At 39.0% G+C, this 22,379-nt stretch carries 21 protein-coding genes; 16 read left to right on the top strand and 5 right to left on the bottom strand.

What is annotated here, in order from left to right; genetic code table 11:
- Positions 1–35: 35 nt before the first annotated feature.
- Positions 36–572 (bottom strand): dCTP deaminase, encoded by a 537-nt coding sequence (gene dcd, locus ACLCDL_RS03370; protein WP_423146749.1) that lies wholly within the window; start codon positions 570–572, stop codon positions 36–38.
- 72 nt (positions 573–644) lie between these two features.
- Here dcd and ACLCDL_RS03375 point away from each other — a divergent pair, with 72 nt between their 5' ends.
- From ACLCDL_RS03375 to ACLCDL_RS03400, 6 genes are all read left to right on the top strand, one after another.
- Entirely contained in the window at positions 645–1,292 is a 648-nt protein-coding gene (locus ACLCDL_RS03375) for a 4'-phosphopantetheinyl transferase family protein (protein WP_423146751.1), read from the top strand.
- The gene (gene lipB, locus ACLCDL_RS03380) at positions 1,289–2,008 is read left to right on the top strand and encodes a lipoyl(octanoyl) transferase LipB (protein WP_423146753.1); all 720 of its coding nucleotides are present in this window, start codon (positions 1,289–1,291) and stop codon (positions 2,006–2,008) included. The genes ACLCDL_RS03375 and lipB overlap by 4 nt, the downstream gene beginning before the upstream one ends.
- A 45-nt stretch (positions 2,009–2,053) precedes the next feature.
- Entirely contained in the window at positions 2,054–2,527 is a 474-nt protein-coding gene (locus ACLCDL_RS03385) for a low affinity iron permease family protein (protein ID WP_423146755.1), read from the top strand.
- Positions 2,528–2,698: 171 nt separating this feature from the next.
- A complete protein-coding gene (locus ACLCDL_RS03390; protein ID WP_423146757.1) occupies positions 2,699–5,206 on the top strand; it encodes a glycoside hydrolase family 9 protein in 2,508 nt (835 codons plus the stop codon).
- Positions 5,207–5,613: 407 nt separating this feature from the next.
- Positions 5,614–6,642: an aldo/keto reductase gene (locus ACLCDL_RS03395; RefSeq protein ID WP_423146759.1), complete on the top strand. Its 1,029-nt coding sequence runs from the start codon at positions 5,614–5,616 to the stop codon at positions 6,640–6,642.
- A gap of 78 nt (positions 6,643–6,720) precedes the next feature.
- Positions 6,721–7,428: a 3-keto-disaccharide hydrolase gene (locus ACLCDL_RS03400; protein ID WP_423146761.1), complete on the top strand. Its 708-nt coding sequence runs from the start codon at positions 6,721–6,723 to the stop codon at positions 7,426–7,428.
- A 14-nt stretch (positions 7,429–7,442) separates the two neighbouring features.
- Here ACLCDL_RS03400 and ruvB read toward each other — a convergent pair whose 3' ends face one another.
- Both ruvB and ACLCDL_RS03410 read right to left on the bottom strand, forming a co-directional pair.
- Entirely contained in the window at positions 7,443–8,468 is a 1,026-nt protein-coding gene (gene ruvB / locus ACLCDL_RS03405) for a Holliday junction branch migration DNA helicase RuvB (RefSeq protein ID WP_423146763.1), read from the bottom strand.
- Between the two features lie 22 nt (positions 8,469–8,490).
- On the bottom strand, positions 8,491–8,925 hold the full coding sequence (locus tag ACLCDL_RS03410) for a winged helix-turn-helix transcriptional regulator (RefSeq protein WP_423146765.1): 435 nt from the start codon (positions 8,923–8,925) through the stop codon (positions 8,491–8,493).
- 93 nt (positions 8,926–9,018) lie between these two features.
- On the opposite strand from ACLCDL_RS03410, the gene ACLCDL_RS03415 reads away from it, so the two are divergent.
- Positions 9,019–9,669, top strand: a complete 651-nt coding sequence (locus ACLCDL_RS03415; RefSeq protein ID WP_423146767.1) for an NAD(P)H-dependent oxidoreductase — start codon at positions 9,019–9,021, stop codon at positions 9,667–9,669.
- A 270-nt stretch (positions 9,670–9,939) separates the two neighbouring features.
- Entirely contained in the window at positions 9,940–11,004 is a 1,065-nt protein-coding gene (locus ACLCDL_RS03420; RefSeq protein ID WP_423146769.1) for a branched-chain amino acid aminotransferase, read from the top strand.
- Positions 11,005–11,135: 131 nt separating this feature from the next.
- Here the strand turns inward: ACLCDL_RS03420 and ACLCDL_RS03425 are convergent, their stop codons facing one another.
- The gene (locus tag ACLCDL_RS03425) at positions 11,136–13,022 is read right to left on the bottom strand and encodes a hypothetical protein (RefSeq protein WP_423146771.1); all 1,887 of its coding nucleotides are present in this window, start codon (positions 13,020–13,022) and stop codon (positions 11,136–11,138) included.
- Between the two features lie 242 nt (positions 13,023–13,264).
- Here ACLCDL_RS03425 and miaB point away from each other — a divergent pair, with 242 nt between their 5' ends.
- The 8 genes from miaB to ACLCDL_RS03465 all read left to right on the top strand — a co-directional run bounded on the left by miaB (position 13,265) and on the right by ACLCDL_RS03465 (position 21,676).
- Positions 13,265–14,704, top strand: coding sequence for a tRNA (N6-isopentenyl adenosine(37)-C2)-methylthiotransferase MiaB (gene miaB, locus ACLCDL_RS03430; RefSeq protein WP_423146773.1), 1,440 nt, complete (start codon positions 13,265–13,267; stop codon positions 14,702–14,704).
- 98 nt (positions 14,705–14,802) lie between these two features.
- Complete coding sequence (locus ACLCDL_RS03435) at positions 14,803–16,044, top strand: sigma-54 interaction domain-containing protein (RefSeq protein WP_423146775.1); 1,242 nt, start codon at positions 14,803–14,805, stop codon at positions 16,042–16,044.
- 8 nt (positions 16,045–16,052) lie between these two features.
- Entirely contained in the window at positions 16,053–16,565 is a 513-nt protein-coding gene (locus ACLCDL_RS03440) for an LptE family protein (RefSeq protein ID WP_423146777.1), read from the top strand.
- Between the two features lie 29 nt (positions 16,566–16,594).
- Entirely contained in the window at positions 16,595–18,025 is a 1,431-nt protein-coding gene (locus ACLCDL_RS03445) for a hypothetical protein (RefSeq protein ID WP_423146779.1), read from the top strand.
- Between the two features lie 6 nt (positions 18,026–18,031).
- The gene (secG, locus tag ACLCDL_RS03450; RefSeq protein ID WP_423146781.1) at positions 18,032–18,364 is read left to right on the top strand and encodes a preprotein translocase subunit SecG; all 333 of its coding nucleotides are present in this window, start codon (positions 18,032–18,034) and stop codon (positions 18,362–18,364) included.
- Between the two features lie 222 nt (positions 18,365–18,586).
- A complete protein-coding gene (locus ACLCDL_RS03455) occupies positions 18,587–18,862 on the top strand; it encodes a co-chaperone GroES (protein WP_423146783.1) in 276 nt (91 codons plus the stop codon).
- A gap of 143 nt (positions 18,863–19,005) precedes the next feature.
- Positions 19,006–20,643: a chaperonin GroEL gene (gene groL / locus ACLCDL_RS03460; RefSeq protein WP_423146785.1), complete on the top strand. Its 1,638-nt coding sequence runs from the start codon at positions 19,006–19,008 to the stop codon at positions 20,641–20,643.
- A 247-nt stretch (positions 20,644–20,890) separates the two neighbouring features.
- Positions 20,891–21,676, top strand: coding sequence for a mechanosensitive ion channel family protein (locus ACLCDL_RS03465; RefSeq protein ID WP_423146787.1), 786 nt, complete (start codon positions 20,891–20,893; stop codon positions 21,674–21,676).
- A gap of 2 nt (positions 21,677–21,678) precedes the next feature.
- Here the strand turns inward: ACLCDL_RS03465 and ACLCDL_RS03470 are convergent, their stop codons facing one another.
- On the bottom strand, positions 21,679–22,371 hold the full coding sequence (locus tag ACLCDL_RS03470; protein WP_423146789.1) for an SGNH/GDSL hydrolase family protein: 693 nt from the start codon (positions 22,369–22,371) through the stop codon (positions 21,679–21,681).
- Between the last annotated feature and the right edge of the window lie 8 nt (positions 22,372–22,379).

Raw genomic sequence — 22,379 nt, forward strand, 5'->3', positions numbered from 1 at the left:
AAAATTGAGGCTATTATTCTTAACAAATGAAGTACTTAAAAAGTGTTACGCCACATCATACTTTCTACCGGCCGCGTAGTTTTATTGTTGTATTTCGCGTTCCCCTTAGTGTTATACATAATTTCTATTTCGCCGGCCACCTCAAAATAAATTAACTGACCTATAGGCATGCCGGCGTAAATTCGTACGGGTTGCGCTACAGAAATTTCAAGTGTCCAGGTGTTGCAAAAACCAACATCGCCTTTTCCGGCAGTAGCATGAATATCAATTCCCAACCGTCCGGTACTTGATTTTCCTTCCAGAAATGGTACATGGCTGTGCGTTTCCGTATATTCCATTGTTACACCCAGGTACAAGGTATTAGGCTGTAAAACAAAACCGTCTTTCGGTATTTCAAAATGATCAATTTCATTATGCTGTTTGGCGTCGAGTACACGGTTTCGGTAAGTTGCCAGGTATTTCCCAAGATGCACATCGTAGGAGTTTGTTCCCAGGCATTCTCGTTTAAAGGGTTCAATGATAATGCTCCCTTTATCGATTTCTTCTAAAATTCTTTTATCAGAAAGGATCATAAATAAGGTGAAGGTTCGGCCTAAAATTATAATTATTTTAAGATAATTTTACACCTAAATTTATTTTAACTGATGAGTCTGGTATATCGCAAAGAGCTGGATAAGACAACTGCTTTTGGCTTGTGGAAAATTGAGGAAACAGAAGAAGAACTTTTAAGTCAGCTGCAGCTTAAGGAGCACGAAACCGATTATCTTGAAACTTTGAATGGTGGTAAACGTCACCTGCACTGGCTAAGTACCCGGGTTTTATTAAGAAAAATGCTGGGAGATCCGGCCTATATTGATTGTCGTATAGACGAGCATGGTAAACCTTTTCTTACCAACTTCCCTTATCATATTTCACTTAGCCACTCGTTTGAGTATGCTGCGGTAATGATAAGTGAAGATAAAGAGGTTGGAATTGATATTGAACAGATCAGAAATAAAATTGAAAAAATTGCAAACAAGTTTATGACAGATGCTGAACTTGAATTTATTTGTGAAGAACAGCGTACGCATCATTTATACATCTGCTGGTGTGCAAAGGAAGCAGTTTACAAGCTGCAGGGAAAAAGGAACGTTTCTTTCAAAGATCACATCCATTTAAAGCCCTTCCCATATACTGAAAAAGGTAAATTTGAAGCCCGCTTAGAATCTACGGAAGATAACAGAACTTTCGATGTTTATTTTGAAAGATTTGAGGATTACATGATCGGTTATTGCGCTGCAGAAAAAGTATGAAAAATAAGGATGTTTTTTTTGAAGACTGGGGTTTGATGGATTATCGGCAGGCCTGGGATAAACAGGAAGCAATTTTCTCTAAGATAGTACAGGTAAAAACTGAAAACAGGATAAATGATACAAACCTTTTAACACCTAATTACCTTGTTTTTGTAGAACATCCGCATGTTTATACTTTAGGTAAAAGCGGCAAGCCGGAAAATCTGTTGCTGGATGAAAACGGCCTAAAAGAGAAGAACGCGTCATTCTATAAAATTAATCGCGGAGGGGATATAACTTACCACGGTCCCGGCCAGATTGTTGGGTATCCCATTCTCGATCTGGATAATTTTTTTACAGATATTCATTTATACCTCCGTACGTTAGAAGAAGCCGTCATATTAACCCTGGCAGAATATGGAATACAAGCAGGGCGTTATCCGGGATATACTGGTGTATGGCTGGATGCAGATAATGAAAAAGCAAGAAAAATTTGTGCAATGGGAGTACGCTGCAGCAGGTGGGTAACAATGCACGGCTTTGCATTTAATGTAAATGCCGATCTGGATTATTTTAACAATATAGTCCCATGCGGAATTGACGATAAGGATGTTACCTCTATGGAAAGGGAACTTGGGAAAAAAGTGCCTCTTGAAGAAGTAAAGCAAAAACTTTCAGCAAATATAGCCGCATCATTCGGCATGAACCTGATACATGCTCAGGATGCTAATTCTTAAAAACCATGACTTATATACAAGGTTGAATTATAAAAATCAACCTTCATGGAAAAGCAGACAAAAAATTTATTTGAAAGAGTAGCAAATAAAATTACCTGGTGGGCCGGCAGTTCATTCGCATTTTTATTTGCAATAGGAATAGTAGTTATATGGATTGTTACGGGTTCTGTTTTTCACTATTCTGACAGCTGGCAGCTTGTTATTAATACCGGAACTTCTATTATTACATTTCTGATGGTATTTCTTATTCAGAAAGCCCAGAATAAAGATTCGAAAGCAATACAGCTAAAGCTTAATGAACTTATTGCTGCAAGCAGACATACCAGTAATCGGATGGTTGATATTGAAGACCTGGGGGAAAAAGAGTTAGATGAATTAAGGCGTTTTTATAAAAAACTTTCAGATTTAGCTGAGCAGGATGACGATATTCATCGTTCTCATTCTATTGATAAAGCTGAAAAACTGCAGGATGAGAAGCGAAATTTAGAAAATCGAAATAATGATGCAGGATTGAGTTGAAATCAAAACTGTTTTTTGCAATGTCTTAATTCTCAGCAAAGTTTACAGCTAGGTTAACATATAAGTACCTATTTGGAAACATTTTTGTCCCTGTATCTTTTTTTTCTTCTTTATTTTAGCGATTACCAATTGAATAAGTAATTAACTAACCTTTTCGCTAAAACTTCATTTATGAAAGAACCCTTAATCAGGAAAACTCTATCCGGGTTTTTAATTTTTTTCGCATGTTCTGCATATTACCCCTCTTTTGCTCAAAGTAAAAATCCATCCGACCATTTGACCCTAAACGAGCAGGAGTATTTAGAAATGACGGGATTGAATGTAATGCTTGCACATGATTTCTATCCTGAAAGCCATCAGGGTGGAGTAGGTATAATACAAAACGGGTTGCGGGTAGCTACCAACGGGGATATTCGTTTAGAACCAACTCCCGGGCAATGGCAACCCGTTCCGAAAGTGGGTAAACGGATGGTTGATCGTTCTACCGGTGAAATAAGCGTAAGAATGCAATATCCTGATCCGGATAAAAACCGGAAGGGATTTAACCCGATTATTTATCCGAATTTAAATTTTAGTTATAACCTCCGTGTAGTGCCCGAGGGCAGATCTTTCAGAATAATTGTTGATCTGGACAAAGCCCTTCCCGATGAATGGATTGGAAAAGTAGGATTTAACTTCGAATTGTTCCCGGGTATTCTTTTCGGTAAAAGTTTTTACATGGATAAAGAATTTGGAATATTTCCGCGGCAGTTGAATGGTCCCGGCTTTTACGATAAAGATAAAGAATACCAGACAAAGCCGATGGCAACAGGCCATAAGCTTGTTATTGCTCCCGAAACTCCGCGGCAGACAATGACGATCCAAAATTTAAAAGATAATGAACTGCAGCTAATTGACGGACGGGCAAAGCACAATAACGGCTGGTTTGTAGTTCGCTCTCTGGTTCCTAAAGGCGCTACAAAAAATGCCATTGAATGGCTTGTTACTCCCAATGCAATTCCCGGCTGGAAATACGATCCTGTAGTGCAGGTATCTCAGGTAGGATATCACCCGAAACAGCAAAAAGTTGCTGTTATAGAAACAGACAAAACTGATACGAAACGTTATCCGGTAACTCTTTTCAGGATTAAGGAAAATGGCGGACTGGAGAAAGTGATAGAAACCGCTCCGAAAGAATGGGGAGATTTCCTGCGCTACCATTACCTGCAGTTTGATTTTACAAAGGTTGAAAAACCTGGAATGTATCAGGTTAAATACGGCGACTATGAAACAAGTCCTTTCCAGATCAGCGAGCAGGTTTTTGAACGCAATGTATGGCAGCCTGTTCTCGAATATTTCCTGCCTGTTCAAATGTGTCACATGCGTATTAACGATCGTTATAAGGTTTGGCATGACGTATGTCACCTTGACGACGCCCGCATGGCTCCGGTAAATCATAATCATTTTGATGGCTACCTGCAGGGTTCAAGTACCCTGACAAAATATAAATCAGGTGAGCATGTTCCCGGTCTGGATGTGGGAGGATGGCACGACGCAGGCGATTATGATATGCGTGTGGAATCGCAGGCAGACGAAATACGGATACTTTCTCTGGCGTTTGAAGAATTTGGAGTGAAATATGATAACACTACCATCGATCAGAAAATTAAAGTGGCAGAGCTTCAGCAGCCCGATGGTAAAAACGATATACTTCAACAGATTGAACACGGAGCGTTAACCATTGTCGGCGGGTACCGATCGCTGGGGAGGCTTTACCGGGGAATTATTGAACCTGACCTGCGTCAGTATGTATTGTTAGGAGATGCAAGTTCACAAACTGATAATAAGGTTTTTACTGCTTCAACAGCTCCTGACCCTGTTCCGGCTATCGGATTGCCTGGGTCGCCGGACGACCGTTGGGTATTTACGGAAGAGAATCCCGGAAGGGAACTTTTAGTGGCTACCGGACTTGCTGTAGCTTCAAGAGCCTTGAAAGGGTATAATGGCGAACTTTCAAAAGAATGTCTTGCAATAGCTGAAGAACTTTGGACTCGTACTAAAGAGAATAATAAAATGCAACGGGTTAATGCAGCAGTAGAATTATTCCTTAGTACAAAAAATAAAAAGTATGCAGATTTTTTAGTGGGGATGACCGCTGACATTAGCAAAAATATTGAACGTACCGGTTGGGTTGTGGGCCGCACCGTACCTTTAATAAAAGATAAAAACTATAAGAATACTATAATTGAAGCAGTTAAAAGGCTGAAAGCAAAAGTAGATGCACAGGAAAAAGAAACTCCTTACGGAATGCCTTACCGGCCGGATATTTGGGGTGCGGGCTGGGGAATCCAGGAGTTTGGGGTGGAACAATATTTCCTTCACACGGCTTATCCCGATATCTTCCCGGCAAATTATATGCTTCATGCCATGAACTTTATTTTAGGAGTTCATCCCGGTACAAATGTTTCCTCTTTTGCTTCGGGTGTAGGAGCAAAATCATTAACAGTTGCTTATGGTAATAATCGCGATGAGTGGTCCTATATTCCGGGTGGAGTAGGTTCGGGTACAGCACTGATCCGGCCAGATTATCCCGAATTATTGACCTGGCCGTATTTGTGGCAGCAAACAGAATATGTTTTAGGAGGAGGTTCGTCTAATTTCATGTTCCTGGTACTCGCTGCTGATAAGATGCTGAAATAGATAAAAAATAAAGCCGGGAGGATCTAAAACTGTCGGTCTTATTTTTAAAATTTCGCTCTTTGGCCTTTGGGATATCCATCGCTTAGAGGGAGAGAGTAGCATGAACTTTAAATTTCTACCCGTTAATTTTTAGGGCCGCTTAACTAAAGTTAAAGGAAGTACACACTAATTTCTTTTCGGGATTGCAAGATCCTGATCTCCGAAATTTCTGAAAGTGTGAGTTCATCGTAAATGAAGGTTTCTTTGCTTTTTCTATTTTTTGTTGAACAAGATAATCTTGTCTTATCACAAATATCCTTATAGAAAGTTTAAAAATTTTCAATAAGCTGTCGTTAAAGGTTCGGCAATTAGGATATCCGTTAAAAGATCAATAATTTTAGCTGTCTGCGTTAAAAATCACTTCAATCATGCAATATAAATTATTAGGAAGATCAGGCTTAAAAGTGTCTGAAATCTGTCTCGGAACAATGGGATTTGGCACTGAAAACGGCTGGGGAACTGATGAAGCCCAGAGCCGGGAAATATTTAATGTATTTACCGAAGCAGGAGGCAACTTTTTAGATACTGCCAATTATTACACGAAAGGCACCAGCGAAAAGTTTCTGGGTAAATTTATAGCTCGCGAGCGTGATAAGTACGTAGTTGCAACCAAATACAGTCTGTTTGAAAACAAGGAAAGCGTAAATGCCAGTGGCAATAGCCGTAAAACCATGATGCAAACAGCAGAAGCGAGCCTGAAGAGATTAAATACTGATTATATCGATGTTTTATACCTGCACATCTGGGATAATTTAACACCTATTGATGAAGTGATGCGTGGGCTTGATGATTTGGTGCGTCAGGGTAAAGTGCTTTACATTGCAATTTCTGATACGCCTGCCTGGGTTGTTTCAAAGGCAAATACACTGGCGGAATTGATGGGTTGGTCGCGGTTTATAGGTTTACAAATAGAGTACAGTTTGATTCAGCGCACTCCCGAGCGGGATCTCATTCCGATGGCCAATTATTTTAATATGACGGTTTTACCATGGGCACCGCTTGCCGGCGGAGCTTTAACAGGCAAATATTTAAAAGGCGATAGGGGAAGGATCAAAGAAGGAAGCCTGCGTTTAAATGAAAGGAGTAAAAGGATTGCTTCGGAAGTAGTAGCAATAGCTGAAGAGCTTGGAGTGAAAGCATCAAATGTGGCATTAAAATGGACCATGCAACAAGGATTTTCATGTATTCCAATTGTTGGTGCTACAAAGCCAGAACAATTACAGGAAAACTTTAAATCGCTTGATCTGGTACTTAGCCAGGATCATTTAAAACGTTTAGATGAAGTAAGCAAGATTGAAATAGGTTTTCCTCATTCTATGTTTCAGGAAGAAGCTGTTAAAACAAACTTGTTTGGAGGCTTTTATGATAAAGTCGAACACCGGCCTTTTTTAAAATAAAATTGTGCTGCAATAACCTACAATACGGAAAATAAATAAAATACTATTTTAGGCTTGTTTAACAGAACTTAAACTAATATGAAACTTAAATCGCTTTTATTAATTTTTTCTTTATTTCTTTCTGCCGCCCAGGCGCAATCCGTTAATACATTAACGTCTGCAGAGAAAAATTCCGGATGGAAATTACTCTTTAATGGCAAGAATTTTAATGGCTGGCATAATTATAACAAAAAAACAGTAGGGCAAAGATGGGTTATAGATAAGGGAGCTATAAAACTGAATACGGGTGCTGAAGAAGGCGGTGATATTGTAACCGATCAGGTAGTTGCCGGTGATTTTGAATTCAAAATTGATTGGAAAATTGCGCCTTACGCTAATAATGGGGTTTTCTTTTTTGTTTCTGAATCACCCGCTTTTAAATCCATGTATGATACAGGGCTTGAATTGCAGGTAATTGATAATGCGGTGTATAAAGATGAAAAAAAAGATAATAAACATCTGGCGGCAGACTTTTTTGGTATCATGAAAGCGAATAACACGACTTTAAAACCGGTAGGCAAGTGGAACCAGTTTCATGTTATTCATCAAAAAAATAAGCTCATGGTATTTTTAAACGGGAAAAAAGTACAGGATATAAATTTGAAAAGCCCGGTTTGGCAGCAAGCAGTTTCAAAGAGCTTTTTAAAATCTGCGCCATTTGCAAAAGGGAAATTCCAGGGAAATATAGGCATACAGGACTGGCACAGCGAAGTATGGTATCGTAATATAAAGATCAGGCAGCTTTAATCTTTACAGTATTATTAAAACAAAGTGCCGCTTCCGCCGTGTTTTAAGCGTCCTAAATGTTTATAGGCTGCTTCAGTGCATTCGCGGCCACGGGATGTCCTCATAATATACCCTTCCTGGATAAGGAAGGGTTCATAAACCTCCTCAATTGTACCTTCATCTTCGCCAACCGCTGTAGCAATGGTTTTTAATCCAACCGGGCCTCCTTTAAATTTATCAATAATGGTAAGCAGGATTTTGTTATCCATTTCGTCCAGGCCGTGTTCATCTACATTTAAGGCATTAAGTGCATATTTAGCAATTTCGGTATCAATTTTTCCGTTTCCTTTTATTTGTGCAAAGTCCCGTGTCCTGCGAAGCAGGGCATTTGCAATACGGGGTGTTCCGCGACTGCGACGGGCAATTTCAAAAGCACCTTCTTCGGTAATGGGAGTTTTTAAAATGGATGCTGACCTCAAAACAATCGTGGTTAATAGTTTTGCATCGTAATATTCTAAACGCGAATTAATTCCAAACCTTGCCCTTAAAGGAGCTGTAAGCAAACCTGAACGGGTTGTTGCGCCAATCAGGGTGAACGGGTTTAAAGAGATTTGCACTGAGCGTGCATTAGGTCCGGATTCCAGCATAATATCAATGCGGAAATCTTCCATGGCAGAGTACAGGTATTCTTCAACCAGCGGACTAAGGCGGTGAATTTCATCTATAAAAAGAATATCGCCATTTTCCAGATTGGTTAAAAGTCCGGCAAGATCGCCCGGTTTATCTAAAACAGGCCCGGATGTGATTTTTATATTCACACCCATTTCATTTGCAATAATGTTTGAAAGGGTAGTTTTACCTAATCCCGGAGGACCATGGAGCAAAACATGATCCAATGCCTCACCCCGAAGTTTGGCTGCTTTAACAAAGATCCGTAAGTTTTCCAGCACTTTATACTGACCTGTAAAATCTTCAAATGCCTGAGGGCGAAGTACTTTTTCTATTTCGCGTTCAGCAGAAGATAAACGTTCAGCAGCAGGATCAAGATTCTCGTTTAGCATAAGGCTAAAATACAAACATTAATTAAATGCTATTTTCTTTTTTGGGGCAATGGCTCTCCCGTGAATGAAGAATTTCACCCATATTTTCTGTTGCCCACTTTGATAGGGAAACTAATTGCTGCAGTAAGCCCCTCCCCAATTCTGTCAACTCATATTCAACCCGTGGAGGGATTTCAGGATAAATGGTTCTTGAAATTAAGCCGTCTTCTTCGAGGTGACGAAGCGTTACTGTCAGCATCCGCTGGGAAATTCCGCTGATCGCTTTCTTTAATTCGTTAAATCGCATTTTGCCATTGCACCCCAATTTTGTTATGGCATAAATGGACCATTTATCGGCGACACGATCAAGGACATCTTTAATCGGGCAAAAAACATTTGTTAATTGTTTGTCAGAAAAAGAATGTTCTGAATTTTCTTTTGCGTGTTCTTTCGCTGCTTTCTCAAGAGTTACTTCCATGATACTGAGTAATAAAATAATGCCTTCTTGTTTGCTGCTAAGTTACTAAATAGTTTTGAGTTACTAAAAGTAACTTATATAAATACTTGTATTATGAGCATTATCAATCAATTAAACTGGCGCTACGCTACAAAACGTTACAACGGAAAAAAAGTGCCGACTGAGAAACTTGACAATATCTTAGAAGCCATTCGTTTGTCAGCATCATCCATCGGCTTACAGCCTTACTCCATATTAGTGATTGAAGATCCGGAGTTAAGGAAACAACTTGCACCTGCAGCCAACAACCAGCCACAAATTACAGAGGCTTCTCATCTTTTAGTATTTGCAGCCTGGGAAAATATTACATTGGATGATGTGGACGAATACCTTCAGCAGACAGCAGAAATAAGGAAAGTAAGTTTAGAGTCACTCAGTACCTTAAAAGCATACTTGTTAAATATTGTAAATAATCCTGCTGAGCAAAATTTTAACTGGGCGGCAAGACAGGCTTACATTGCCCTGGGAACTGCATTAGTTGCAGCTGCAGACGAACAGATTGATGCAACGCCGATGGAAGGATTTAATTCAGCGGAATTTGACAGATTATTAGGGCTGGGTGAGAAACGTTTAAAAAGCGTGGCTTTACTTTCAATAGGTTACCGCGATGCGGAAAATGACTGGAACGCGAATCTTCCGAAAGTAAGAAGAGATAAAGAAAAACTTTTTATACAGATGGAAAGCCTTAAAGAGGAAGCAGCATAACCTCAGAATCAGAGCTTTAAAGTGTTGGCATGTAATGTCAGCACTTTAACTTTTGGATAATCTTAAGTACCAATAAACAGGTATTTGATCTTGGGGGCAGGAACAAGGATGATACCTGCAACACAACAATCTAAAGCTATTCTACATTGAAAACAAGCGTTAACAAAGAAGTATATTGAATAACCCGCTTCCTCATCTCTTAATTCTTCACTTTGACTAAAAAAAATCCAATAAAAACTGTTTATTTGCAGCTCGACAAATTATTAACAAATGACTGATACATTGGATATTAAAATTAACAGAACCAATGCATCGCGTTTGCAGGAAACAGACTTTAATGATATAGGATTTGGGAAGATATTTTCCGATCACATGTTTGTAGCAGACTATGCAGATGGGCAGTGGAAGAATTTTGAAATAATTCCTTATGGAAATTTATCGCTCAGTCCGGCAATTTCAGTCCTCCATTACGGACAGGCTTTTTTTGAAGGGCTGAAGGCATATAAGCATGCAGATGGGAAAGTGGCTTTATTTAGACCGTATAAAAATGCCGAACGCTTTAACCGTTCTGCGGAAAGGCTCAGTATGCCTGCGCTTCCGGAAGATATTTTTGTTCAGAGCATTGCATCATTGGTTGATACAGACCGCGTTTGGATTCCAACCGAACTGGGCACTTCGCTCTATATTCGCCCGTTTATGTTTGCTACCGATCCGTATCTTGGAGTTCGTCCGTCTTTAACCTATAAATACATCGTTTTAACAGGCCCTGCCGGCGCATACTATTCTGCAAACTTAAAAGTCAAAATAGAAACAAACTATTCCAGGGCGAGTGAGGGAGGCTTTGGTTTTGCGAAAGCTGCAGGAAATTATGCCGGATCTTTGCTTCCTGCAAGCGAAGCGGTAAAAGAAGGCTTTGATCAGTTAATCTGGACCGACTCGAAGGAGCATGCTTATATTGAAGAGCTTGGCACCGCAAATATAATGTTTATGCTGGATGGTAAACTTGTAACTCCATCTACCCGCGACACTATTTTAAAAGGCGTTACCCGGGATACGATTACAATTTTAGCCCGAAGCTGGGATATTGAAGTAGAAGAACGCAGGGTGAGTGTCGCTGAAATTATTGAAGGTCTTAAAACAGGAAAAGTAACCGAGGCTTTTGGTGTGGGCACCGCTGCTACCATAACTAAAATCGCTTCAATCAGTTACGAAGGAACTCAGTATAATTTGCCTGACCCGGATAATGCAGAATTTTCAAACAAAGCGTTGGCAGCTTTAAATGACATTCGATACGGGTTAAAACCCGATCCGTTTGGATGGAATTATGCTGTATAAAAATAGAAAAAGGGCTTCTTAAGCCCTTTTTTGTTAAAGCCCTATTATGATCCTGTAACCATGCTGAAAAAATATGAAAGTTCGGATTTTAAATTACTGGAAAACTGGATAGTTGATGAAGATCTTTTATTTCAATTCGATTTTAAACTGTCCTGTTCCTCTGTTTCCTGCTCTTTTTTCTTTTCTTCTTTTTCTGCCTTTTTTTCTTCCCTTTCTTTACGTCTTTCCGCTCTTCTTTCTTCTCTTTCTGCTTTATTTTCTTCGTGTTTTTCCTTTAGTTTTTGCAAAAACCCGCCAATTTTGGAAGCTGTATTTTTAATTTTTCTTTCTTTTTTACTGCTTACTCCAACACTTTCTTTAATTCCGGTAAACAGACTCTTCCATAAAAAACTAAAGAACGAGGCATAATAAGGTCGTTTATAATAAATTGTGCCAGGTGTAAAATCTCCCCGGAAGTTTGGGTTGTTTTCGTGGACAACAAAAATATTAGCAATCTGTGAGAGGAACCCTTTCGTTTCCAGTTTTCCGGTTTCTTCATCGCGTTTCAATACCTGCACATTCAAATTGCTGTAATAAAATTGCATAGTACCGGTAGCAAGTGTGTTATTGGCTTTTAAATGAAAGGTGAGTTTTTTTACATCAGCTCTTTTAATTTCTATCAAGCCGAGGGGCTTTGTAATATTATTTAAAACGGTGCCATCAATTTTATATAGTGTTCCCGTGCAACTAAAAGCGCCCTTAGTGTCAGTCAGATTAAAGTTAAAGCTGGTTTCAAATCTGCCTGCATCCATAAAGCGGCTTGTTAAGGATGCTTTCATAAAATGATTCTTTTTCAGAGAGGCCGAATCATTTGTCAGATTGGAAAATTTGGCACTGGTGTTATTGAAAGTAATGGTACCCGTCCTTTTCGAATCGGGATTATACTCAGAATAACTGATAAGGGCGTTTCTGATATTCAATACATCGATCCTGACATTTAAGGCAAGCTTTTGTAATTGCTGGTGAGGAAAACGACCCGTTTTGTTTTCCATATTTCTTTTATAAGCCATGTTATTGTACACTTCAACACGTGCCTTTTTAACGATCATGTTGCCTGCATATAAGGTTTGATCCCGTAAGAAACGGTTTAAATTGATTTTATTGATTGAAATCCCCGTGAAACCGATATCGTACCTGTCTTTAGCAAATCCTGCTTTTTCATAATGTTTCAGTTTGGAGTACCGTGGAATCACGGAAACCTTATCAAGCAGCAATTGCTTGTCTGACGATGAGAATGACAGGTTATTGAAATCAATGAAGTACAGCCCATCACTTGTTGCTATACGGTAACTCTTCAGCTTGACAGCTATATTTTTTGAATGATAGAACCTGGAACGATCGTTTTCCGATAAAGAATCAATCAGCAGATCTGTAGCGTTGATATTGAGGTTTTTAATAGCCGTTTTCTTTTTCCTGGAGTTACCCGTATTAATTAAAGTGAAATCAATATCCTGTAATAAAATTTTATCTATCCGTATTTCAGTAAAGACTTTGGAAATAACCTGATAAAGCGATTTTGGCTTTGTATTATCTTCATCGTTATTATAAGGCAGCGGATGATTGGTAATAGTAAGCGTTGGATTATCAATAATAATTGTATTTATATTAAGTTTTTTGTCGGAATAAAGCCTTTTTGGATGAAATTGTCTGATCACTACATTTTCGACACTTAAATCAAACAGGTTGTCAGGTGCCTTTTTTTGAGCCAAGAGTTTTTTATAAACCGACTGGTTCGGAATCAGTTTCAGGTCTTTAACGGTAGCATTGCCTGTAACCGGATTCAGGTTCAGATAAGAATATTGTATACTGTAAAGGCTGTCAGTAGATGCAATTACCAACTCTTTAAGCTGAGTCTCCAGAGCAGGTTTTAACTTGTTGCTATATTGTTTATATATTCCCCAAAGGCACAATGCAGCTACAACAGTTATTGCAACTACCCAGGCCCAGATTCTTGGAGAGGAAAACTTCTTTCTTCGCATTTAACTATGAACCAACATATAAGTCTGCTTGTTTGTACCAAGAATGCTGAAATGAATACAAAAAGAGTTTTTATGAATATCAGAGCTAAGAACTTAATTTTTAATACAATTGTTGGCGGATGAATTATAGATTATGTAATAATAAAAACTTCCACTATACAGTTCTCTTTTTACAAATCCCTTGCTGTCAGAATGTCATTTTATATAAAAAAAGAGTATTTTTGCGCTCCAATAGTTAGAATATGTTCAATCCGCAAATCAGCTCAAAAGATACGATACGCCTTTCTGCAGGCGAGCATGACGAAGCAAGGCAGGGAGAGGCTTTAGTGCTTGAAAAGGGTTCAAAAAATAATGACCGTAAGCTTTACATCGAAAGCTATGGCTGCGCTATGAATTTCTCCGACAGTGAAATAGTAGCCTCGATAATGATGGATATGGGTTTTCAAACTACAGGCGACTATAAGGAAGCCGATGTGGTTTTTATAAATACCTGCTCTATTCGCGAAAACGCCGAGCAACGTGTAAGAAACAGGCTTAAAGAGTTTGGAAGTGCCAAAGTGCGCAAGCCTGGAATGGTAGTGGGGGTTTTGGGCTGTATGGCAGAACGTTTGAAATCCAAGTTCCTGGAAGAGGAAAAACTGGTAGACGTGGTTATTGGTCCCGATTCATACCGTGATCTTCCAAATTTAATCGAACAGGTAGACGAAGGAAACCGGGCGGTAAACGTATTATTGTCACGGGAAGAAACATACGCAGATATAAGTCCCGTAAGATTAAATTCAAACGGAATAACAGCGTTTATTTCTATAATGAGGGGATGCGATAATATGTGCTCTTTCTGCGTGGTTCCATTTACCCGTGGAAGGGAACGCAGCCGCGATCCGTATTCTGTTGTAAATGAGGCAGAAGAACTTTTTAATCAGGGGTACCGTGAAGTAACCTTACTCGGACAAAATGTAGATTCATACAAATGGACACCCGAAGGAGCGGAACCGGTAAATTTCGCCCGTCTGCTGGAGCTCGTTGCACAGGTGAATCCACTTTTACGTGTCAGGTTTTCAACTTCTCATCCCAAGGATATTACCGATGAGGTTTTATATACCATTGCTCGTTACGACAATATATGCAACTATATTCACTTGCCCGTTCAGTCTGGTAATTCTAGAGTATTGGAATTAATGAACCGTACTTACGATCGTGCATGGTATATGGAAAGGGTGGATGCAATTCGTCGTATTATTCCTGAATGTGGAATTTCTACTGATATGATTGCCGGCTTTTGTACAGAAACAGAAGAAGAACACCAGGAGTCGCTCAGTATGATGGATTACGTGCAATACGATTTTGCGTATATGTTTACTTACTCTGAACGCCCGGGCACTTTAGCAGCTAAACGATACAAAGATGACATTGCCGAAGATGTGAAAAAAAGAAGGTTAAACGAAATTGTTGCAAAGCAGCAGTTTTACTCACATCAACGTCTTACAGAACAAATTGGCAAGGTTCATAAAGTGTTAATTGAAGGCTTTTCTAAGAAATCCGATAAAGATTATTCAGGACGGAATGATCGGAATTCAACCATTGTTTTTCCGGTTGATGAACGATTTAAACCAGGCGATTATGTAGATGTTATTGCCGAAAAATGTACCCCGGCAACGCTGATAGGAAGAATAGTAAACTGAAGTAAAAGCAAAGTTGAAGGTATAAGCAGGATTTACAACATAGAGTAACAGCGAGTTTTTGACCTGTAACTTACAACTAAAAACTTACAACTTATTAAATGGACGCTCAGGATATAAAAAACCGTTTTGGGATAATTGGAAACTCCCCATTACTTAACCGGGCAATTGATATTGCACGGCAGGTAGCACCGACCGATATATCTGTGCTTATTACCGGTGAAAGCGGCAGCGGAAAGGAAGTTTTTTCACATATAATTCATCAGTTAAGCGCACGTAAGCACGGGCCTTTTATTGCCGTGAACTGTGGCGCAATTCCTGAGGGAACAATAGATTCTGAATTATTCGGCCACGAAAAAGGATCTTTTACCGGAGCTCACGAAGCTCGTAAGGGATACTTTGAAGTAGTTAACGGCGGAACAATATTTCTGGATGAAGTTGCAGAATTGCCGCTGGGCACCCAGGCACGCCTTTTACGGGTGCTGGAAACAGGCGAATATTTGAGGGTGGGTTCTTCTAAAGTTCAGAAAACAAATGTGCGTGTTATAGCTGCTACTAATGTGGATGTGTTTGACGCAGTAAAAAATGGCAAATTCAGAGAAGATTTGTATTACCGGTTAAATACGGTGCCGCTTAAAATACCTGCTTTACGGGAGCGAAAAGAGGATATTTATTTATTGTTCAGAAAATTTATTGCAGATTTTACCGATAAATACCGCAGTCCGAACGTTCAGCTTGATGAAGGAGCAAAGCAGGTTTTGATAAATTACAGCTGGCCAGGAAATGTACGGCAGCTGAAAAATATTGCAGAACAAATCGCTGTTCTTGAAAAAGACCGTAATCTTACTGCAGAATCAATTACTAATTACATCCCCGTCGAATCTTCCAGCTCTTTGCCTGTACGTGTTGCCAGGGATAATAAAGAAGATTTTTCTGAACGCGATATTTTGTACAAGGTTTTATTCGATATGAAAAGGGATATGATGGAGCTGAAAAAACTGGTAGCAGAAATTATTCAGCATGGAGGAAGTGCGCCTGTAATATCTCAAAATCCGCATCTTATAAGCCAGCTTTACCGGGATATTGAATTGTCATCACAGCCCGAACCTGATCATCAGCCTTTAACAATTCATCAGCCTGATAAGAATAATCAGGGAGCACATAATTTTGACTTTGCTCACCATGCCGAAGAGGTAGAAGAATCCTTATCTTTAGTTGAAAAGGAATCAGACCTTATAAAAAAAGCGTTAAAAAAACACAAGGGAAAACGTAAACTTGCAGCTCAGGAGTTGGGTATTTCAGAGCGTACATTATACAGAAAAATAAAAGAGTTAAATCTTTAACATAACCAATGAGTTTATCATTTAAAAGAATTTGCCTGTTTATGCTTCCGCTGATGTGTATCGTCCAGTCTTGCGGAATTTATTCATTTTCGGGTGCATCAATACCGGCAGAAATGAAAACCGTTTCTGTGCAGTTCTTTGAGAATAATGCACCGTTGGTTGTTCCGTATTTAAGTCAGCAATTTACCGAAGCACTGAAAGACAGGATTAGAACCCAAACCCGCTTAAGCATGGTAAGAACCACCGGAGATGCTAATTTTGAAGGAAGAATTACCGATTACAGTATAAGGCCCGTTGCTGTGGAAGCCAATGAAGTACAAAGAGCCAGTATGAACCGCCTTTCTATTACTATAAGTGTAAAATATACTAATTCATTAAAACCAGAGTTAAGTTTTGAGCAGTCTTTTTCGCGGTCAGTAGATTTTCCGGGTTCAATACAGTCGGAAGAATCGAAGCGGATTACAGAAGTAAATAAAATGCTTACTGAAGATATTTTTAACAGAGCTTTTGCTAACTGGTAAAAACAGAACTTGAGAAATATAAACTAAAGGTGGAACAAAGTTTTCAGGAACATCAGGAACAATTTTCTTCTCTTTTAAAGAGTTATGGCAGCATTGGATACGAAAAACGGCGGCTGCTTGAAAGTTTATTGGAAAAATATCCATACTGCCAGCCTTTACATGTTCTGTATGCTTTAGCACTTAAAAATGAAGGGGAGAAGTTTAATGACTATTTGCCTGTAGCCGCAGTTGTAATTCCAAAACGGGAAGTTTTATTCAGGGTAGTGAATAACCTTGAAAACCCGGGGGAAGAGAACTACGACTTAAATTATATTGATAATAATAGAACAGAAAGCAATGTTCAGAGTGAAACTGAAGAATTAGTTATTGATGATGTCAATGAAATTGTAGTATCAGAAGATGAAGTTGATGAAATTGCACAAAGTAACGCTGGTATAACTGAGAGTGCTGAAGAAACCCAATTTCTGGCTGAAGAAATTCTTGAGGATGAAGAAGAAGATCATCCCTCACAAATTTTAACTGATGTTGCTGAGCAGGAAATTCCTGGAGAAAGGCAGGAAGAGACTGCTGAAGAAGAGGCTGAAAGTATTTCAGAAATTTCAGTGTTTGAAGCCACAACTGAAGCATCAACTCACGGCGACCCGCGGAATGAAGTAGAAACAATCATTCCGGAAGCAGAATTTCCATTTCTTTTTGAAAAGGAATCAGAGAATCAGAACGTTCATTTAACTGAAGATTCAGGTACTGAAAAAGCAGAAAATCAGGCAAAGACAGAACCGATTTTTGACAGCATTGCTGCTGCTGATTATTTTGTTTTTGACCAATCTGCGGCGGATCCCTTGAAGCAAAAAACAGAAAGTGCCTTTCCTGAAGCTGTTGAAGAAGAAGTTGCGGTTTCGGCAGGTAAAGAAAGCCCGGAACATAAAACGGAAAGTAAAGACCTATCAAAATATAATGATGATAAAATGCCTTTTACTTTTCTGTGGTGGCTTCATAAAACAAGAAAAGAGTATTCTGATACATATCAGCCTTATGTAAGCTTTCATCCTGTTCCGCTAAAGCCTGGTAAAACGCAGGGGCAGGAGGAACTCAACCACCAGATTATTGAGAATATTTTCCACTTACAGGTTCCGCTCCCTCCGGATGCGATTGATGAATCTTCATATTCTGCCGATAACCCTGTTGTCAATAAGAAAGAAGAGGACCTGATAGAAAGGTTTATAAAAGAAGAACCGCAAATTCGCCCTCCTAAATCTGAAAAATTAGATACAGAGAACAAAGCCCGTAAAAGTTCTGAAGATAATTTTGATCTTGTATCCGAAACTTTGGCTCAAATCTATATTGAACAAATGCTATATCATAAAGCAATAGATACTTATAAAAAATTAAGTTTGAAATTTCCGGAAAAAAGCACTTACTTTGCCGGTCAAATTATTGAGTTAGAAAAGAAAATAAGCTAATTATATATGTATTACGCACTAGTTATTCTGGCAATTATTGTCTGTGTTTTGTTGGGATTGATCATTCTGGTCCAGAATCCAAAGGGAGGCGGTTTGGCTTCAGGCTTTACCGGCTCGAATGTTATGGGAGTTCAGCGTACAGGAGATTTCCTTGAAAAAGGAACCTGGACCTTAACTATTATTTTAATGGTTCTGGCATTGCTGATAAATGTTACGATGCCTAAAGCCGGAAGCACCAACAGCCAGGGGGATGAATTACAAAAGCAAATTAATAAACCAGCGGTAGCTGCTCCTGTAAGTCCTTCACTTCCCGGAATAAAAGATACCACAAAGAAATAAATTTGAAAATATAGCTGAAGGCTCCTTAAAGGAGCCTTTTTTGTTTTCCATTTGTTCTGACATTTGGCTGACAGCATGACATTTTGTATCATCAATCAGAAACAGATTTTTTCTTTAAAATGAAATTTTGACAAGAAGTATTCTTTCCGGACGGTTTAAATCCGTTTGGCATAAAAAGTGAGAATCAAGGCTCAGAAAACTTAAATAATAAACAATACACTTATGGCATTGAATATTAAACCGATTGCAGACCGAGTAGTAGTTGAAGCTGCTCCTGCAGAAGAGAAAACAGCTTCGGGTATTTACATCCCTGACACAGCTAAAGAAAAACCTCAGAGAGGAACTGTAGTTGCCGTTGGAGAAGGCAAAAAAGATGAGCCATTAACAGTTAAGGTAGGAGATCAGGTTTTATATGGTAAATATGCTGGTACCGAAATTACGTATGATGGTAAAGAGTATCTGATTATGCGTGAGTCTGATATTTACGCAGTTCTGTAAAGAGGTATTAGTGCCGATAGCTATCGGATAAGAATATCCGTATCAGAAATAATATCAGCAAAATAATTAAACTAATGACACAAGAGATTTGGCTGTTTGACTTAAGTCTCACATCTAAAATCTCACATCTAAAATCTTAAAAAATGGCAAAGCAAGTAAAATACAATGTTGAAGCTCGTGACGCTCTGAAAAGAGGCGTTGATATCTTAGCCAACGCGGTTAAGGTAACTCTTGGACCAAAAGGTCGTAATGTTATTATTGATAAGAAATTCGGCTCTCCGTCTATCACAAAAGACGGTGTAACTGTTGCTAAAGAAATCGAATTAAAAGATTCTTTAGAGAATATGGGAGCTCAGATGGTTAAAGAAGTAGCATCAAAAACTGCTGATATAGCAGGTGATGGTACTACTACCGCAACAGTTTTAGCTCAGGCAATTGTAACTGCAGGTATTAAAAACGTAGCTGCAGGTGCTAATCCAATGGATTTAAAACGTGGTATCGACAAGGCAGTTGCTGCTGTTGTTGAAAATCTAAGAAGCCAGTCGCAAACTGTAGGTGAAGACAATAATAAAATCAAACAAGTAGCTTCTATTTCTGCAAACAACGACGAAGTTATCGGATCGTTAATTGCTGAAGCAATGGGTAAAGTTGGTAAAGACGGTGTTATAACTGTTGAAGAGGCAAAAGGTACAGAAACTGAAGTTAAAACTGTAGAAGGTATGCAGTTTGATCGCGGTTACCTTTCTCCTTATTTTGTTACCAATGCTGACAAGATGGAGGCAGAATTAGACAATCCTTACATCCTGATCTATGACAAAAAGATCAGCAGCATGAAAGAATTGCTTCCGGTATTAGAAAAACAAGTGCAAACTGGTAAACCTCTATTAATTATTTCTGAAGATCTTGACGGCGAAGCGTTAGCAACTCTTGTAGTTAACAAAATTCGCGGATCTTTAAAAGTAGTTGCTGTTAAAGCTCCTGGCTTCGGCGATCGTCGTAAAGCAATGCTTGAAGATATCGCTATCTTAACAGGTGGTACAGTTATCTCTGAAGAAAGAGGTTATAAATTAGAAAACGCTGATCTTTCTTACCTGGGTCAGGCTGAAAAAGTTGTTGTTGATAAAGATAACACAACTGTTATTAACGGCGCAGGTCAATCTGATGATATTAAAGCCCGCGTTAACCAGATCAAAGCTCAGATAGAAACTACAACTTCTGATTACGATCGTGAAAAATTACAAGAGCGGTTGGCAAAATTAGCTGGTGGTGTTGCAGTTCTTTATGTTGGTGCTGCTACCGAGGTTGAAATGAAAGAAAAGAAAGACCGTGTTGATGATGCTTTACATGCAACCCGTGCTGCGGTAGAAGAAGGTATTGTTGCCGGTGGTGGTGTTGCTTTCATACGTGCTGTTGAAGCTTTAGCTAACCTAAAAGGCGCTAATGAAGATGAAAACACAGGTATCCAAATCATTCGCCGGGCAATTGAAGAGCCTTTACGTCAGATCTGTGAAAACGCAGGTATTGAAGGATCTATTGTTGTTCAGAAAGTAAAAGAAGGAACTGCAGATTATGGATATAACGCCCGTACAGATGCTTACGAAAACTTAATCGGAGCTGGTGTTATCGATCCAACTAAAGTTTCACGTGTAGCATTAGAAAATGCAGCATCTATTGCAGCTATGCTGTTAACTACAGAGTGTGTATTAGCAGATGAAGCGGAAGATGAAAAAGCCGGTGCCGGTATGCCTCCAATGGGTGGCGGAATGGGTGGAATGATGTAATTTCATAAACCTTAATACTATCTTTATGAATCCCGGGTCGCAAAAATCCGGGATTTGTTTTTAGCAAGTGTATAGTATTTTAAACAAATCTATCTTTAAATACTTCCTAGGAGGCATTTTAATACATTGGCATAATTTTTAAAGAACTGGTATAGATGAATAAATATATTCCTTCTCGTACCAGAGTGTTTGAATGGATAGTTTTAGAAGCTCCTAAAATATTATCCGCTCTTATCGTTTAGTTTTAATGAATCCTGAAAAATTGTATGATAAAGGATATACCTGGATCATTAATCACGGTCCAAGTTTTATTCTTGCTGTTATTGTTTTATTTCTCGGCTTGTGGTTTATTAAGCTGATTCGTAAATGGCTTGTGGCAGGAATGCACCGCAGGGAACTGGATCCCTCACTCCGTCCTTTTTTGCAAAGCCTGATCATTATAAGCCTGCAGGTGCTGCTGATAATCGGCATTATGCAGATTGCCGGTGTTGAACTTACCATTTTTACTACTATCATTGGTGCCGTATCGGTAGCAGCCGGTTTAGCTTTATCCGGAACCTTACAGAATTTTGCCAGTGGAGTAATTATCCTTCTATTGAAACCCTTCAAGGTAGGAGACAATATTCTGGCTCAGGGTCAGGAAGGGACGGTTTCCTCTATACAGATATTTTATACAGTAGTTACAACATACGATAATAAAACAGTTATTATCCCCAACAGCAAGCTTTCCAATGAAGTAATCATCAATATCAGCAGGCAGGGTAAACGTCGTTTGGATATTGAAATGAAGTTCGGTTTTGGCACTGATATCGGTGCGACAAAAGATATAATTTATCAGTTTATTAATACTACTAAAAATATTCTTAAGAATCCCGCTCCAAGAATAGGGGTTTCGGTAATTGATACCGATGGGTATAAACTAATGATTAATATCTGGGTAAATGCGCACGGATTTCAGGATGTAAAACTGCAATTGCAGGAAAAGCTGGTAAATGACCTGAAAAATGCCGGAGTTAAACTGCCTGGTATGTAGGTTTAAAAGTCCTGTTTTAAAAGCGCTTCTTTTAGCTTTTCTACCCACATTGCATACATTTTTGCAGAAGGATGCAGCCCGTCGCGGGCGAGAAGAGATGAATCATTTTTTGCCAAACGTGATATAGAAGTTATATCGACATAATTAATGCCGGCGGTTTCTGTTATATTTTTATTTGCAGTGTTAAAGGCATCTATTTCTTTACTTATCTCCGGGTCGTTCCCACCGAAAGGGGTTACTCCATAATCAGGAATAGATAATACGAAGACATGGCTTTTTACACCTCCGGAATATTTCAATGCCCTATCAAGCAGCTCTTTAAACTCCTTTTCATAACGTTCAATTGAGCCTCTCTGAAATTGATTATTAACACCTATTAAAAGTGTAACTATGTCGAATTTACCTTCAGGTTGTTCTTTTTCAAGGGCTTGTATTAAATCAGCAGTAGTCCAGCCATTTTGCGCAATTATTTTTACTTTTTTTAAGGTTATGCTATCAGTTTTCACTGAATCTGATAGTTGATAGGGATAAGATTCAGCAGGACTGACAGAAGTACCAATGGTATAGGAATCCCCTAAGGCAAGGAAGTTGAGGCTTTTTTCGTTCGTAAGCTGTAATGAAGGAGTCAGGACTTCTTTCTCCTCATTACTGCAACCTAAACATATCACTAAAATAACGGCAAAAAGTAACTTCATACAGGTAC

It is taken from the genome of Rubrilithobacter danxiaensis (assembly GCF_047272945.1).
GTDB classification, from domain to species: domain Bacteria; phylum Bacteroidota; class Bacteroidia; order Sphingobacteriales; family Sphingobacteriaceae; genus Rubrolithibacter; species Rubrolithibacter danxiaensis.